General features: G+C 67.3%; 9 protein-coding genes. 2 read left to right on the top strand and 7 right to left on the bottom strand.

Features of this window, described 5'->3' with window-relative positions:
- Positions 1 to 123 precede the first annotated feature (123 nt).
- Complete coding sequence (locus HWX09_RS03505; RefSeq protein ID WP_027783990.1) at positions 124 to 672, top strand: peroxiredoxin; 549 nt, start codon at positions 124 to 126, stop codon at positions 670 to 672.
- An 82-nt stretch (positions 673 to 754) separates the two neighbouring features.
- Here the strand turns inward: HWX09_RS03505 and HWX09_RS03500 are convergent, their stop codons facing one another.
- On the bottom strand, positions 755 to 1384 hold the full coding sequence (locus HWX09_RS03500; RefSeq protein WP_027783991.1) for an SDR family oxidoreductase: 630 nt from the start codon (positions 1382 to 1384) through the stop codon (positions 755 to 757).
- Positions 1385 to 1664: 280 nt separating this feature from the next.
- On the opposite strand from HWX09_RS03500, the gene HWX09_RS03495 reads away from it, so the two are divergent.
- A complete protein-coding gene (locus HWX09_RS03495; protein WP_027783992.1) occupies positions 1665 to 3179 on the top strand; it encodes an NYN domain-containing protein in 1515 nt (504 codons plus the stop codon).
- Between the two features lie 92 nt (positions 3180 to 3271).
- Here HWX09_RS03495 and HWX09_RS03490 read toward each other — a convergent pair whose 3' ends face one another.
- The 6 genes from HWX09_RS03490 to HWX09_RS03465 all read right to left on the bottom strand — a co-directional run bounded on the left by HWX09_RS03490 (position 3272) and on the right by HWX09_RS03465 (position 15326).
- Positions 3272 to 3655, bottom strand: a complete 384-nt coding sequence (locus tag HWX09_RS03490; protein WP_027783993.1) for a VOC family protein — start codon at positions 3653 to 3655, stop codon at positions 3272 to 3274.
- Between the two features lie 109 nt (positions 3656 to 3764).
- A complete protein-coding gene (locus HWX09_RS03485) occupies positions 3765 to 7073 on the bottom strand; it encodes an efflux RND transporter permease subunit (protein ID WP_027783994.1) in 3309 nt (1102 codons plus the stop codon).
- Positions 7074 to 7156: 83 nt separating this feature from the next.
- A complete protein-coding gene (locus HWX09_RS03480; RefSeq protein WP_027783995.1) occupies positions 7157 to 10270 on the bottom strand; it encodes an MdtB/MuxB family multidrug efflux RND transporter permease subunit in 3114 nt (1037 codons plus the stop codon).
- Between the two features lie 15 nt (positions 10271 to 10285).
- The gene (locus HWX09_RS03475) at positions 10286 to 11668 is read right to left on the bottom strand and encodes an MdtA/MuxA family multidrug efflux RND transporter periplasmic adaptor subunit (RefSeq protein WP_027783996.1); all 1383 of its coding nucleotides are present in this window, start codon (positions 11666 to 11668) and stop codon (positions 10286 to 10288) included.
- Between the two features lie 255 nt (positions 11669 to 11923).
- Positions 11924 to 12748 (bottom strand): IclR family transcriptional regulator, encoded by an 825-nt coding sequence (locus HWX09_RS03470; RefSeq protein WP_027783997.1) that lies wholly within the window; start codon positions 12746 to 12748, stop codon positions 11924 to 11926.
- 613 nt (positions 12749 to 13361) lie between these two features.
- Positions 13362 to 15326: an alkaline phosphatase PhoX gene (locus tag HWX09_RS03465; protein WP_027783998.1), complete on the bottom strand. Its 1965-nt coding sequence runs from the start codon at positions 15324 to 15326 to the stop codon at positions 13362 to 13364.
- Between the last annotated feature and the right edge of the window lie 32 nt (positions 15327 to 15358).

Below are 15358 nucleotides of genomic sequence, written 5' to 3'. Positions count from 1 at the left end.
AATCTTTAACGGGCCGGCCGCGGGCGGCGCTGCCGCGGGTCCGGATCATCGACGCGGGTGTTCGGCAGGCGAACGCCCCACGTGGCCCACATCGGGCTGACTTTATAAGAAATGAGGACGCAGATGAAGCGAAAACTGTTGCTGGGCGCCATGGCGGCGCTGGTGGCCGGTCATGCGCTGCTGGCGCAGGCGGAACTGAAGCCGGGCGCCGCGGCGCCCGATTTCACGACGCAGGCGTCGCTGGGCGGCAAGACTTACACGTACTCGCTCGCGGACGCACTGAAGCAGGGGCCGGTCGTGCTGTATTTCTATCCGGCGGCGTTCACGAAGGGCTGCACGATCGAGGCGCATGCGTTCGCGGACGCGGTCGACCGTTACAAGGCTTACGGCGCGACGGTGATCGGCGTATCGGCCGACAACATCGACACGCTGACGAAGTTCTCGGTGAGCGAGTGCCGGAGCAAGTTCCCGGTGGCGGCCGACCCGGACGCGAAGATCATCCGCGAATACGACGCGAAGCTGCCGGCGCTCGACCGCGCGAACCGCGTGTCCTACGTGATTTCGCCGGAAGGGAAGATTCTCTACGAATACACGAGCCTGTCGCCCGACAAGCACGTCGAGAACACGCTCGCCGCCGTGAAGGCGTGGGCCGACGCGCATCCGAAGCAGTAAGCGGCGGCCCCTCACGTGAGAACGGCCCGTCGTGCGGGCCGTAGGGACGGGCATGCGCCGCCTGCCGGCGCACGACTGCCCGTTACGCGCGCAGCGCCTGTTCGATCGGCACGCTGCCGCCGACGAAGCCGACGACCTTGCGCGAGATGCCGAGCTTGATCGCCTCGATCGCGGCCCATGCTACGTCCTGGCGCGAGACGGGCGGAGCGGGTTCGAGCCATGTGTCGGTCAGCGCGATCTTGCCGACGCCCGGGTCGTCCGTGAGCGGGCCCGGGCGCAGGATCACGTAGTCGACGCCCGACGCGATCACGCGATCGTCGCCTTCGCGCTTCATCTGCGAATAGTGGTGCAGCGCGTCCGGCCCGTGCTCGGGCCGGTACGCGGACAGCGAGCTGACCACCACGAGCTTCTGCGCGTTGTAGGCGAGTGCATAGTCGGCCGCGCGGGCGACCGCGTCGCGATCGACCTGTTCCTCTTCGGTCGCGCCCTCCGATTCGGCCGAGCCTGCCGCGTAGATCACGTGCGTGATGCCCTGGAATGCGTGCGAGAAATCGTTCGTCAGATCGGCCTCGACGACCCGTGCGCCTGCCAGCGCATAGCCGTGCCGGCGCACGAGCGCCGTGACCTCGAACTCCGGCTGCTTGAGCAGCAGATCCGCGCAGGCCTGGCCCGTCCGGCCGGTCGCGCCAATCAGCAGTACCTTCGTCGTCATGAAACCGCTCCTTGCTCGATGCGTCATCCATCCAGATAGGGACGGACGATCGATAACTCAAGTGTAATGTCGAATTGACCCGGCGGCGGGCGCGTAATAAGGGGCATACCGGCGCGGGCGTACCGGCGCGGGCGTACTGGTTTCAGGCGTACCGGCACGGGTAGCGGCGTGCATTCATTCACACGGATGCGGGAATGACGCGCCGACCGGCTATCATGTGCGCGATGCATTTTTCGCCGCTACGTGTGCATAACGCGGCGGCCCACTGGTTGGAGTACACATGGCATTACCCCTGGACAATGTGAGCATGGCCGTGTTCTGCGACTTCGAGAACGTCGCGCTCGGCGTGCGCGACGCGAAGTACGAGAAATTCGACATCAAGCCCGTGCTGGAGCGGCTGCTGCTGAAAGGCAGCATCGTCGTGAAGAAGGCTTATTGCGACTGGGATCGCTACAAGGGCTTCAAGGCGTCGATGCACGAAGCCAGCTTCGAGCTGATCGAGATTCCGCACGTGCGCCAGTCGGGCAAGAATTCGGCCGACATCCGGCTCGTCGTGGACGCGCTCGACCTCTGCTACACGAAGTCGCACGTCGATACGTTCGTGATCATCAGCGGCGATTCGGATTTTTCGCCGCTCGTGTCGAAGCTGCGCGAGAACGCGAAGAAGGTGATCGGCGTCGGCGTGAAGAATTCGACGTCGGATCTGCTGGTCGCGAACTGCGACGAATTCATCTTCTACGACGATCTGGTGCGCGAGCAGCAGCGTGCGCTCGCTAAGCGCGAACAGCAGCAGCGCGCGAGCAACGGCGGCGCGAAGCGGCCCGACGAGCCGTCGCGCAAGCACGACATGGACGCGCGCAAGGCGGAGGCGATCGCGCTGGCGGTCGAGACGTTCGACGCGCTCGCGTCGGAGCGCGACGACGTCGGCAAGATCTGGGCGTCGGTGCTCAAGAGCGCGATCAAGCGCCGCAAGCCGGACTTCAACGAGTCGTACTACGGATTCCGCGCGTTCGGCAACCTGCTCGACGAGGCGCAGGCGCGCGGCCTGCTCGAAGTGGGGCGCGACGACAAATCGGGTGCGTTCGTGTCGCGTTCCCGCCAGTTCCAGCCGAGTGCCGCCGAGCACGCCGCGACGGGCGGTGAGGGCGGCGCGGCGTACCACGGCGCCCATCACGGCACGCGCGCGGCGGAGTCGGCGCCGGCCGGCCGCGGCGCGCGCCGTCGCGGGCAGCGGGCGGAAGCGGTCGTTCACGAAAGCGTGCAGGTCGACGTGGAAGACGCGGAGTTCGCCGAGGTTGCCGAGGTCGCCGACGCGGCGCCGGCCGAAACACGCGAAACACGCGAAACACACGACACGCCCGACGTGGCCGACGCGCATGGTGACGCGAAGGATGGCCGCAAGCGTGCGCGCAAGAGCGCGGCAAAGAAGACCGGCGCGAAGAAGGGCGCGGCCGCGAAGGGCACCGGTCGCCACGCGGCCGGCAAGCCGGACGCCGCCGCGCAGGGCGACGCGACGCATGGCGGCGATGCGCACGCGCACGACCAGCATGCGGACGAATCGCATCGCGACGCGGCGCATGACGAGCGGCACGCGGCAGCGGCGCCCGCCGAGCCGGCGCGTCGTGCTTCCGGCGCTCGGGACGAGGCCGCGCAGCCGTCGCACGACGTGACGCCGGTCGAAGCGACTTCCGAGGGGGCTGCCGAAGCACCGGCCGCCGCCAAGCCGAAGAAGCCGGCCCGCAAGGCGGCACCGCGCGCGCGTCGTCCGCGCAAGACGACGGCTGCCGCCGAGTAACGAGTCACGGCAGCCGGCCGGGTGTCGTCCGAAACAGGTCGGCACCCGCGCTGCGCGGTACCGGCCGGCGCAACGCCGGCCGGCCTGCCACGCTAGCCGTTCAGCACGTACGGCTGCGTCATCACTTCGAGGAAGTGACCGTCCGGATCGTCGAAGTACACGCCGCGTCCGCCGTTGTGGCGGTAGATATCGTCGGCTTGCCGCTTCGCCGGATCGGCCCAGTGCGGCAGCCGGCGCTCCCGAATGCGCGCGTACACGCGATCGAAGCCGGCTTCGTCGGTCAGGAACGCGTAATGCTGCGCCGTGATCTCCCCCGCCTTTTCGTAAAAATCGAGCGACACGCCGTTGTCGAGCGCGACGACCAGCATCGCGCCGAACGGCGTCGGCGGCGGGAGTTCCAGAAGTTCGGTGAGGAAGCGGCTCGATGCGCGCTTGTCTCGACACCAGACGATCGTGTGGTTGAGCTGGACGTTCATGGTGTGTCCCCGGGAAGGGCACGGCGGTGGGCATGGACTCACGATAGCCGATTGCCGCCGGTGTTCAAGCGCGGAAGGAAAGCGGCCGCCTGACCGGCGGCCGCTGCCATCACTCGCCGGCGACCGCCGGCCCGCCGGTATTGCCGCGGCGGTTGCGGCGCTTCTCGGTCCACACGCGCAGCCGGTCCATGTACAGGTAGACGACCGGCGTCGTATAGAGCGTCAGCACCTGCGACACGATCAGGCCGCCGGCGATCGCGATCCCGAGCGGCGCGCGCAGCTCGGCGCCGTCGCCGCTGCCGAACGCGAGCGGCAGCGCGCCGAGCAGCGCCGCCATCGTCGTCATCATGATCGGCCGGAAGCGCAGCAGGCACGCCTCGTGGATCGCGTCGAACGACGACTTCCCGTTGTTGCGCGTCTGGTCGATCGCGAAGTCGACCATCATGATCGCGTTCTTCTTCACGATGCCGATCAGCAGGATCACGCCGATCAGCGCGATGATGCTGAACTCGGTCTTGAACAGCAGCAGCGCGAGCAGCGCGCCGACACCGGCCGACGGCAGCGTCGACAGGATCGTGATCGGGTGGATGTAGCTCTCGTACAGGATCCCGAGCACGATGTAGACGGCCAGGAGCGCCGCGAGGATCAGGATCGGCTGATCGTTCATCGACTGCTGGAACGCCTGCGCGGTGCCCTGGAAGCTGCCGACGATCGTCGGCGGGACCCCGATCTGCGCCATCGTCTGATAGATCACCTGCGTCGCCTGCGACAGCGACACGCCCGGCGGCAGGTTGAACGAGATCGTCGTCGCGACGAACAGCCCCTGGTGGTTGACCGACAGCGGCGTCGTGCTCGGCCCGAACGTCGCGACCGCCGACAGCGGGATCATCGTCGACTTCGACGTCGACACCGACGCGCCCGACGACGCGCTCGACTTGCCGCTCGCCGCGATCGAGTTGAGCGCCTGGTTGCGCGCGGAATCGGACGCGATCGCCGCGGCGCTCTGCGTGGCCGTGCCGGCGCTCGACGTGCCGGCCGCGGTCGCGACGAAGGTGCCGGCGGCCGCGTTGGTGGTCTGCGATCCGTTCGCGCTGCCGCCGGACGTGCTGATCCACACCTGGTTCAGCATCTCCGGGCTCTGCCAGTACTTCGGCGCGACTTCCATCACGACGTGGTACTGGTTCAGCGGGTTGTAGATCGTCGAGACCTGGCGCTGACCGAACGCGTCGTACAGCGTGTTGTCGATCTGCGCGGGTTTGATGCCGAACCGCGCGGCCGTCGCGCGGTCGATCGTCACCATGGCCTCCATGCCGCCTTGCTGCTGGTCGGAGTTCACGTCGGTCAGCTCGGAACGCTTCTGCAGCGCCTCGGTCAGGATCGGCCCCCACTTGTACAGGTCGGCGCTCGAATCGCCGAGCAGCGTGAACTGGTACTGCGCGTTGCTCTGCCGGCCGCCCACGCGAATGTCCTGCGCTGCCTGCAGGAACGTGGTCGCGCCTGCCACGTCCGCCAGCCGCGGGCGCAGCTGCTGGATCACCTGGTCGGCCGACAGCTTGCGTTCGGTGCGGTCCTTCAGCGTGACGAACATGAAGCCGGAGTTGGTCTGCGTGCCGCCGGTGAAGCCCGCGACGCTCTTCACGTTGGGATTGGCCTGCACGATCCGCATCATCTCGGAGAACTTCAGCTTCATCGCCTGGAACGACGTGGACTGGTCGGCCCGAATGCCGCCGATCATCAGCCCGGTGTCCTGCTGCGGGAAGAAGCCCTTCGGCACGACGACGTACAGGTAGACGTTCAGCGCAATCGTCGCGAACAGCGTCAGCAGGATCAGCAGCGGCCGGCGCAGCGCCCACGACAGCGAGCGCTCGTAGCCGCGCTGCATGCGCGCGAAGCCTCGTTCGAGGAAGCGCCCGAAGCGGCCCTCGTCGTGCGGGTCGTGCTTGTCGGGCAGCAGGCGCGCGCACATCATCGGCGTGACCGTGAGCGACACCGCGAGCGACACGGCGATCGCGAGCGACAGCGTCAGCGCGAACTCGCGGAACAGGCGCCCGACGATCCCGCCCATCAGCAGGATCGGCAGGAATACCGCGACGAGCGAGATGCTCATCGACAGCACCGTGAAGCCGACTTCGCGCGCGCCGTCGAACGCGGCCTGCATCCGCGACTTGCCGTTCTCGATGTGCCGCGAGATGTTCTCGAGCACGACGATCGCGTCGTCGACGACGAAGCCCGTCGCGACGATCAGCGCCATCAGCGACAGGTTGTCGATCGAGAAGCCGAGCAGGTACATCGCACCGAACGTGCCGATGATCGAGATCGGCACCGCGACGCTCGGGATCAGCGTCGCGCGCCAGTTGCGCAGGAACAGGAACACGACCATCACGACGAGGCTGATCGCGATCAGCAGCGTGTGTTCGGTGTCCTTCAGCGACGCGCGGATGGTGGTCGAGCGGTCGAGCACCGGCGTGACCGTGATGTCGGCCGGCAGCGACGCGGTGAGCTGCGGCAGCGCCGCGCGTACGCGATCGAGCGTCTCGATGATGTTCGCGCCGGGCGAGCGATAGAGGATCACGAGCACCGCGCGCTTGCCGTTCGACAGGCCGAGGTTGCGCAGGTCCTCGACCGAATCGACGACGTCGGACAGATCGGACAGCCGCACGGCCGAGCCGTTGCGGTAGGCGACGACGAGGTCGCGGTATTGCGACGCCTGGGACGCCTGGTCGTTCGTATAGAGCTGGAAGCGCTGCGGGCCGAACTCGATCGCGCCCTTCGGCGCGTTGGCATTCGCGGAGGCCAGCGCCGCGCGCACGTCCTCGAGGCCGATCCCGTAGTGGAACAGCGACTGCGGTTCGAGCTCGACGCGCACGGCCGGGTTCGCGGAGCCGCTCACGGTGACCTGGCCGATTCCGTCGATCTGCGACAGCGACTGCTGCAGCACCGTCGACGCGGAGTCGTACACCTTCGCCGGCGACGCCGTCTCCGAGGTCAGCGACACGACCATGATCGGCGAATCGGCCGGGTTGACCTTGCGGTAGGTCGGATTGCTCTTCAGCGCGGCGGGCAGGTCGGCGCGCGCCGCGTTGATCGCGGCCTGCACGTCGCGCGCGGCGCCGTCGATGTCGCGGTTCAGGCCGAACTGCAGGATGATCCGCGCGTTGCCGACCGTGCTCGTCGACGTCATTTCGGAGACGTCCGCGATCGATCCGAGGTGCCGTTCGAGCGGGCTCGTCACGCTGGTCGCGACCGTTTCCGGGCTCGCGCCCGGCAGCGACGCCTGCACCGAGATCGTCGGGAAGTCGACCTGCGGCAGCGGCGACACCGGCAGCTTGATGAACGCGAACAGGCCCGCGAGCGCGACCCCGAGCGCGAGCAGCGTCGTCGCGACGGGGCGGGTGATGAAGGGGCGCGACAGGTTCATGTCGGCACTCGCTGGGCCGCCCCAAGGGTGCCGACCGCCCCCTTGGGGGGCAGCGAACGAAGTGAGCGTGGGGGTCGTTTCATTTACGCATCCGTGCGCGTGCCGGCATCGGGGCCGCGGCGTTCGAACCAGCCGCGCACGCGGCGCGCGAGCGAGTCGAAGCCGAGGTAGATCACGGGCGTCGTGAACAGCGTCAGCACCTGCGACACGATCAGGCCGCCGGCGATCGCGATCCCGAGCGGCTGGCGCAGCTCGGAGCCGGCGCCGGCGCCGACGATCAGCGGCACCGCGCCGAGCAGCGCGGCGAGCGTCGTCATCAGGATCGGCCGGAAGCGCAGCAGGCACGCCTGGTAGATCGCCTCGCGCGGCGGCTTGCCTTCGACGCGTTCGGCCTCGAGCGCGAAGTCGATCATCATGATCGCGTTCTTCTTCACGATACCGATCAGCAGCACGATGCCGATGATCCCGATGATGTCGAGGTCGTGCCCGGTGATCATCAGCGCGAGCAGCGCGCCGACGCCGGCCGACGGCAGCGTCGACAGGATCGTGATCGGGTGGATGTAGCTCTCGTACAGCACGCCGAGCACGATGTACATCGTGACGACCGCCGCGAGGATCAGGAACAGCTGATTCGACAGCGACGCCTGGAACGCGAGCGCCGCGCCCTGGAAGCGCGTCTGGAACGAGCCGGGCAGGCCGATGTCCTTCTCGGCGGCCTCGATCGCCTTGACCGCTTCGCCGAGCGACGCACCCGGCGCGAGGTTGAACGAGATCGTCGTCGACGGGAACTGCGACAGGTGCGCGACCAGCAGCGGCGACGGCCGCTCGTGGAACGACGCGATCGACGCCAGCGGCACCTGGCCGCCGCCGGCCGACGGCAGGTAGATGTCGTTCAGCGATTGCGCGTAGTGCTGCTCCTTCGGCTCCGACTCGAGAATCACGCGGTACTGGTTCGACTGCGTGAAGATCGTCGACACGATGCGCTGGCCGAACGCGTCGTACAGCGCGTTGTCGACGGTCGCCGGCGTGATGCCGAAGCGCGCGGCGCTCGGGCGGTCGATCTCGATGTACACCGACTGCCCGTTGCTCTGCAGGTCGGTCGCGACGTCGGCGAGCGACGGCTCCTGCTGCAGCCGCGCGACGAGTTTCGGCACCCAGGTCGCGAATTCGCCGGCGTTCGGGCTCGTCAGCATGAACTGGTACTGCGTCGGGCTGACCGTCGAGTCGATCGTCAGATCCTGCACCGGCTGCATGAACAGCGAAATGCCGGTGATGTTCGCGACGCGCTGCTGCAGGTCGCGGATGATCTGCGCGGCGGTTTCGGTGCGTTGGTCGCGTGCCTTCAGGTTGATCAGCATCCGGCCGCTGTTCAGCGTGATGTTGCTGCCGTCGACGCCGATGAACGACGTGAGGCTGTCGACGTTCGGATCCTTCAGGATCTCGGCCGCGAGCGCCTGCTGGCGTTCGGCCATCGCGCCGTACGAGATCGACTGCGGCGCCTGCGTGATCGCCTGGATCACGCCGGTGTCCTGCGCGGGGAAGAAACCCTTCGGTACATATACGTAGAGCAGGGCGGTCAGCCCGAGCGTCAGCAGCGCGACGACGAGCGTCGAGCGCTGGCGGTTCAGCACCCATTCGAGCGCGACCGCGTAGCGCGCGATCACCCAGTCGATCGACCGGTGCACGCGGGCCTCGAAGCGATGGCTCTCCGGCGGCGGCGAATGGCGCAGCAGCTTCGCGCACATCATCGGCACGAGCGTGAGCGACACGATCGCCGAGATCACGATCGTCACCGCCAGCGTGATCGCGAATTCATGGAACAGCCGGCCGACCACGTCGCCCATGAACAGCAGCGGGATCAGCACCGCGATCAGCGAGACCGTCAGCGAGATGATCGTGAAGCCGATCTGCCGCGAGCCCTTCAGCGCGGCCTCGAGCCCCGATTCGCCTTCCTCGACGTAGCGCGAGATGTTCTCGATCATCACGATCGCATCGTCGACGACGAAGCCGGTCGCGATGGTGAGTGCCATCAGCGACAGGTTGTTCAGCGAGAAGCCGGCCATGTACATCACCGCGAGCGTGCCGATCAGCGACAGCGGCACCGACAGGCTCGGGATGATCGTCGCGTAGACGTTCGCGAGGAACAGGTACATCACCAGCACGACGAGCCCGACCGCGAGCAGCAGCTCGAACTGCACGTCGCGCACGGCCGCGCGGATCATCGTCGTGCGATCGGTGACGATCTCGACGTCGAGCGCGGCCGGCAGCGTTTCCTGCAGCTTCGGCAACTGCGCCTTGATCGCGTCGACGGTCGCGATCACGTTCGCGCCCGGCTGGCGCTGCACGTTCAGGATGATCGCGGGGTCCGAATTCACCCACGCGCCGAGCTTGGTGTTCTCCGAGCCGGCGACGACCGTCGCGACGTCGGTCAGCATCACCGGGCGGCCGCTCTTGTACGCGACGACCGCGCTGTTGTACTGGTCGGCGCTCGTCAGCTGATCGTTCGCGTTGATCGTGTACGCGCGCGTCGGGCCGTCGAAGTTGCCCTTCGGCGTGTTGACGTTCAGGTTCGAGATCGTCGTGCGCAGATCGTCGAGGTTCATCCCGTACTTCGCGAGCGCGGTCGGGTTCGCCTGGATCCGCACGGCCGGCCGGTTGCCGCCGGACAGGCTGACGAGGCCGACGCCGGCGATCTGCGAGATCTTCATCGCGAGGCGCGTGTCGGCCAGGTCCTGCACCTGCGTGAGCGGCAGCGTCTTCGACTTGACGGCGAGCGTCAGCACCGGCGCATCGGCCGGGTTCACCTTCGCGTAGATCGGCGGGGCAGGCAGGTCGGACGGCAGCAGGTTGCCGGCCGCGTTGATCGCGGCCTGCACTTCCTGTTCGGCGATGTCGAGCGGCAGGTCGAGCGAGAACTGCAGCGTGATCACCGACGCGCCGGCCGAGCTTTGCGACGACATCTGGTTCAGCGACGGCATCTGCCCGAACTGGCGTTCGAGCGGCGCGGTGACCGACGACGTCATCACTTCCGGGCTCGCGCCCGGGTAGAAGGTCTGGACCTGGATCGTCGGGTAGTCGACCTCGGGCAGCGCGGCGAGCGGCAGGAACCGCAGCGCGACGAGACCGGCCAGCATGATCGCCGCCATCAGGAGAGCGGTGCCGACCGGCCGGAGAATGAAGAGGCGGGATGGATTCATCGAGCGGCCCGGGCGTTACTGGGCCGCGGGGGTCGCTGCCTGCGACGCGCCGAGCTTGTGTCCGCCGCGATGACCGCCGGCACCCGATGCGCCCGAGGCACCCGCCGCGCCCGACGCCACACCAGCGCCGTGCGCGCCCGACGCGCCTTTCGGCTTGTCGGCCGGAATCGAGATCTTCGAGCCTTCGCGCAGGCGATCCGAGCCGTCGGTCACCACGCGCTCGCCGAGCGCGACGCCGCTGACGATGCTCGTGCGTTCGCCGTCGACCGGGCCGATCGTGACCTTGCGCACCGTCACGGTGTTGTCGGGTTTCACGACGTAGACGAACTGGCCGATCGAGCCCGTCAGCACGGCGGAGGTCGGCACGATCGTCGCGTTGCGCATCACGTCGACGAGCAGCCGCGTGTTCACGAACTGATTCGGGAACAGCATGCCTTCCTTGTTATCGAAGCTCGCGCGCAACTTGACCGTGCCGGTGCTCGTGTCGATCTGGTTGTCGAACGTCGCGAGCGAGCCCGTCTCGAGCGGCACCGTGTTGTTGCGGTTGTAGGCGGTGACCGACAGCTTCTGGCCCGCGTTCACCTGCTTGAGGATTTGCGGCAGGTTGTCTTCCGACGTCGTGAAGATCACGCTCATCGGCTGCAACTGCGTGATCACGACGAGGCCGTTGGCGTCGCCCGGCGTCACGTAGTTGCCCGGGTCGACCTGGCGCAGGCCGACGCGGCCGGAGACCGGCGCCGTGATGCGCGCATACGTGAGATTGAGTTTCGCGGAATCGATCGCGGCCTGGTCGGTCTTCACCGCGCCTTCGTACTGCTTGACGAGCGACGCCTGCGTATCGACGGTTTGCGACGCGATCGAGTCCTGCGACAGCAGCGTCTGGTAGCGCTTCAGGTCGAGACGGGCCGTCGCGAGCAGCGCCGCGTCGCGGGCATGCGTGCCTTCGGCGTTCTCGAGCGCGACCTGGTACGGGCGCGGGTCGATCTGGGCGAGCACGTCGCCCTTCCTGACGATCTGGCCTTCCTGGAACGACACCGACTGCAGGTAGCCCGACAACTGCGTCTTCACCGTCACGTTCGCGAGCGGCGTGACGGTGCCGAGCGCGGACAGCACGATCGGCATCTCGCCCTGCGTCGCGGTGGCGACCTGCACCGGCTGCGGCACGTTGGCCATCGCAGCAGGGCCGCCGCGGCCGCGGTGGCTGCCCGCAGCGGCGCTGGCACCCGCGCCTTTCGCCGTACTGCCTGCCGCCGGCGTGCGGTTCCACGGGTGCCACCACAACAGGCCGCCGATGACGACGACCGCGACGGTCCCGATCAGCAGCGTGCGGCGCGGGCGCCGTGCGACGGTGGGTGCGGGGTCTTTCGAAGGGGGCGTGGGCTTTTGTTCGTTATCCATCGTGTTCTGTCAGGAAGACGGCGCGGCGGGCCGGAAATCGGGCTGCTCGGCTGCGCGTGGGCGTGCGGGTGACGCGACGGGGCGGCCCGGCTCGGTCCGGGGCCCCGCCGATCCACGCGGGAAAAGAGCGGTGCGCACCGCGAATGCGGCGCGACGATGGGCATGATCCTACGTGCCGTCCCCGTTACAGTCCAGCGATCTATCTTTCAACGGGTTACGGTCGTTACACAACGCGACACGGCGATGACGAAACGATTACAGCTCGACGCGCCGGGCCGGCGCGCCGCCGATTTCGCGGGTGATTTTCTTGATGCATTCCTGCAGCGCGGGCACTACATGTTCCTGCAACCATTCGGGCGGACACTGGTGCGACGCGCCGCCGCAATTCACCGAATAGCGCTGGCCCGACGGGCCGACGAAACCGGCCGCGACCGCGTTCAGGCCTTCGCGCCATTCGCCGATCGCGATCGCGTGGCCGTCGCGCATCGCTTCGTCGAGCGCGGGCGTCAGACGCGCGGACACGTGCGGCCAGTCGTCGCCGGCGGTGGTGCGCAGCGACTCGAGCAACTGGCGGCGCTCGTCGTCCTCGAGCGCGGCGAGATACGCGCGGCCCACGGCGGTACGCGCGATGTCCATCCGCGAGCCGATTTCGAGGCGCGTGACGAGCACGGCCGAGCGCGGGCGGATCACGTCGATCGCGACCATGTCGAGCCGGTCGCGCACCGCGAGGTGCACGGACAGCGACGTGCGTTCGGCCAGCTCGATCATGAACGGCCGGGAGCGCGCGCGGATGTCGAAGTTGCGCAGGAAGCCGTGGCTGAGTTCGAGTACCGACGCGGTCAGCACGAAGCGCTCGCTGTCGGGCAACTGGAACAGGAAGCCGGCGCTGACGAGCGTCGCGGTGATGCGCGAGACGGTCGGCTTCGGGATGCCGGTCAATTCGGTCAGTTCGCGGTTGCTGACGGGGGCGTCGGCAGCCGCGATGCGGCGCAGCACGGCGAGACCGCGGGCGAGGGCGGTGATCTCGTCGGGCGACGATTCACGGTCCCGCGACGCGGGAGAGGTTACAGTTGTCGACACGAGGGATTCTCTCTAATTCCGAAACTCGATTTCAATTTTGTTGGTATTGTAGGACTATTGTCAAAAGATGCATGTTTCGCGGGCGAACCGGTCATTGGATGAGATTTTACGGGTTCACCCTTGGTTTATTGGGAAAACGCTCAAATGAGCATGACCGGAAAGTGCATGAGCCGGTGCAAATACCGCTTGACTTGTCGGGCGGAAACGGAAAGAATGTCTCACGTTTTCGAAACATCGTTTCAAGAGTTTAACCGGCAACGATGTTTCGCGCAGTCTCTCAGGTTCTAGCACGGCCCTCGGAATGGCTAGAACTTTTTTAGCGCCACGGTCTCCGTGGCGCTTTTTTTTGCCCGTTTTCCGACTGTCCGCCCGGACGTCAGGCCCGTATTATCCTCCGATCGCCGCAAACGCCCGTCCGGGCCAGTTTCACGGCTGCTTGCATGCGCGATTTACGCCGCTTGCACGAAATCCCCGCACGCAAAAAAAAGCGCGATGCCCGCAATGGGCATCGCGCGTGAAACGGCGTGGAGCGCCGACGAATGAACGGTGATGAAGAAAAGACGCCCGGCTAGGGGCGCCCGGCCAGGGGCAATGCCCCCCTCGCGCGCGGCCTTTAGCCCTTCGCGAGCTTGATGCTGGTCTGCTCGGCCGTCAGGTAGCCGACGCTGGCGCCGAAGCGATCCTTGTAGTTCGCGCGCACGAGTGGGTCGAGCGTCGGCTTGACCTTGTCGTGCAGCGGCGATTCCCAATCGCCCGCATGCTGGAAGTTGCTCATGATGTACGTCCAGCCGTTGATCTCGTCGACGGCGTGCAGGCCCGTCGATTCGGCGCCGGCCGGGCACGACAGCACGCGCGCGAGCGACTTCGTGTCGACGTTGTAGGCCCACAGGAAGTTGTTCACGTGCATCCCCGAGTCTTCGCCGATGAACAGCGTGCGCAGCTTTTCGGAGAACTTCAGGTTGTCCGGGTTCGCGATCTTGTCCGGGTTCGCGAGGTTGCCGAGCGCGTCGGCCGCGGCGAGGTCCTCGCCGACCAGCGCGGCCGGCGCGCCCATGTCGACCGGCACCCATTCGCTGTCGATCGCGCCGCCCGTCGTGTCGCGCTGGCCGGCCTTCAGGTTCAGCGCGTAGACGGCGCCCGCGGCGATCTTCTTGTCGACCGCGACGTCGCGCGACACCGCGTTGCCCTTGACCATCGACGTTTCGATCCGCGACATCGCCGTGTAGACGATCTTGTCCTTCGCGTTCACGGTCGTGCCTTCGAGCTTCGTGAACGCCATGCTGCCGCCGAGCAGCGCCGCGTAGCGGTGCGTCTCGAGGAACGCGGCCGCCTTTTCCATCCCCGGCTTCACGCGCATCCAGTTGAACTTGCCGCCGAAGTGGATCTTCGTGTAGCTCGCGTCGTTCGGATCGGCGGTCACCAGGTCCATGATGTCCGATGCCTTCAGCGTGTTCGCGAGCGTTTCGATTTCGCTGCTGGTCGCGTGGCCGATCCTGATCCACGTGAGCGTCGCGGTGCCCGCGCCGGCCGACGACGTCTGCGTCCACTTCGCGACGTACAGCGTGCCGGCCGACAGGTCGGCCGCCTTGTCGGCGACGAACATGAACAGGCCGCCGTTGGTGGCGTCGTCGCCCATCATCACGGTGCGCTGGTCCGGCATCACCTGGATCAGCTCGTGCGAGATGCGACCGAGGCAGTAGTGCTTCTTCACGGTGCCGGTGCCGTCAGGGTTCACGGTGATCTCGGGCAGGTGGCCGTAGTGGTAGGGGTTCGCCTTCGTCTCGTCGCCGAACGTGTTCTTGCTGAACGCCTTGAACTGCGCGTCGGTCGCGACCTTCGTCGCATCCGGCTCGTATTCCTCGCTCGACAGGTGCGTGCCCCACGGCGACAGGCTCGCGCCGCAAGTGATCCACAGGCCGTGCGCCTTCGACGTGTCGACGTTGTGGTACTTCACGACCTTCAGCGCGCCGGTGGCCGGATCCTGGTCGAGCGTGAGCACGGCGATCGGCGACGGCAGCTGGCCGTACTGCGACGCGCTGGCCTGGTCGCGCGTCGCATATTCGAACTGCACGACCGCGAACACCGTGTTGCCTTTCACGCCGGGCACGTTCGCGTTCCTCAGCGTCAGCAGCGAGCTGCCGTCCGGGCAGTCGGAATAGAACTGGCGCTCCTTGCCGGCCACCGAGCGATCGACGATCGGCTGGTTGTTGATGTCGTAGTAGCCGCCCGCGAGCGTCGTGCCGCCGTTGCCGTCCGGCACCATGTCGCCCGTCACGAAGAACGGCCGGTACGCGAGCTTGAAATTGCGCGACGAGCCGTCCGAGAACGACACCGACAGCGTCGAGCCGACCGTCGTCGTGGCCATCGCGGCCGCGTTGTCGAGCGTCGGCGCGGTCATCGCCGAGAACGCCGCCGACGTATAGGCGGCGGCGACCGGGGCCGGCGTGGACGCGGGATCGTCGTCGCCGCCGCAACCCGTCAGCAGGGCCGGCAGCGCGAGGCCGGAAAGGGGAAGCATCGGCGCGCCGGCGAGGATCTTCAGGGCCTGACGACGGGCAGCATTGGGCAACGCGGGCATGTGGAGTCCAGTTTCGGTTGTTGGAAGAATGG

The sequence above is a fragment of the Burkholderia sp. BCC1208 genome, assembly GCF_902833095.1.
GTDB lineage: Bacteria > Pseudomonadota > Gammaproteobacteria > Burkholderiales > Burkholderiaceae > Burkholderia.
Note: the sequence above shows the minus strand (reverse complement) of the source record. Positions and strands in the feature narration are given on the sequence as shown.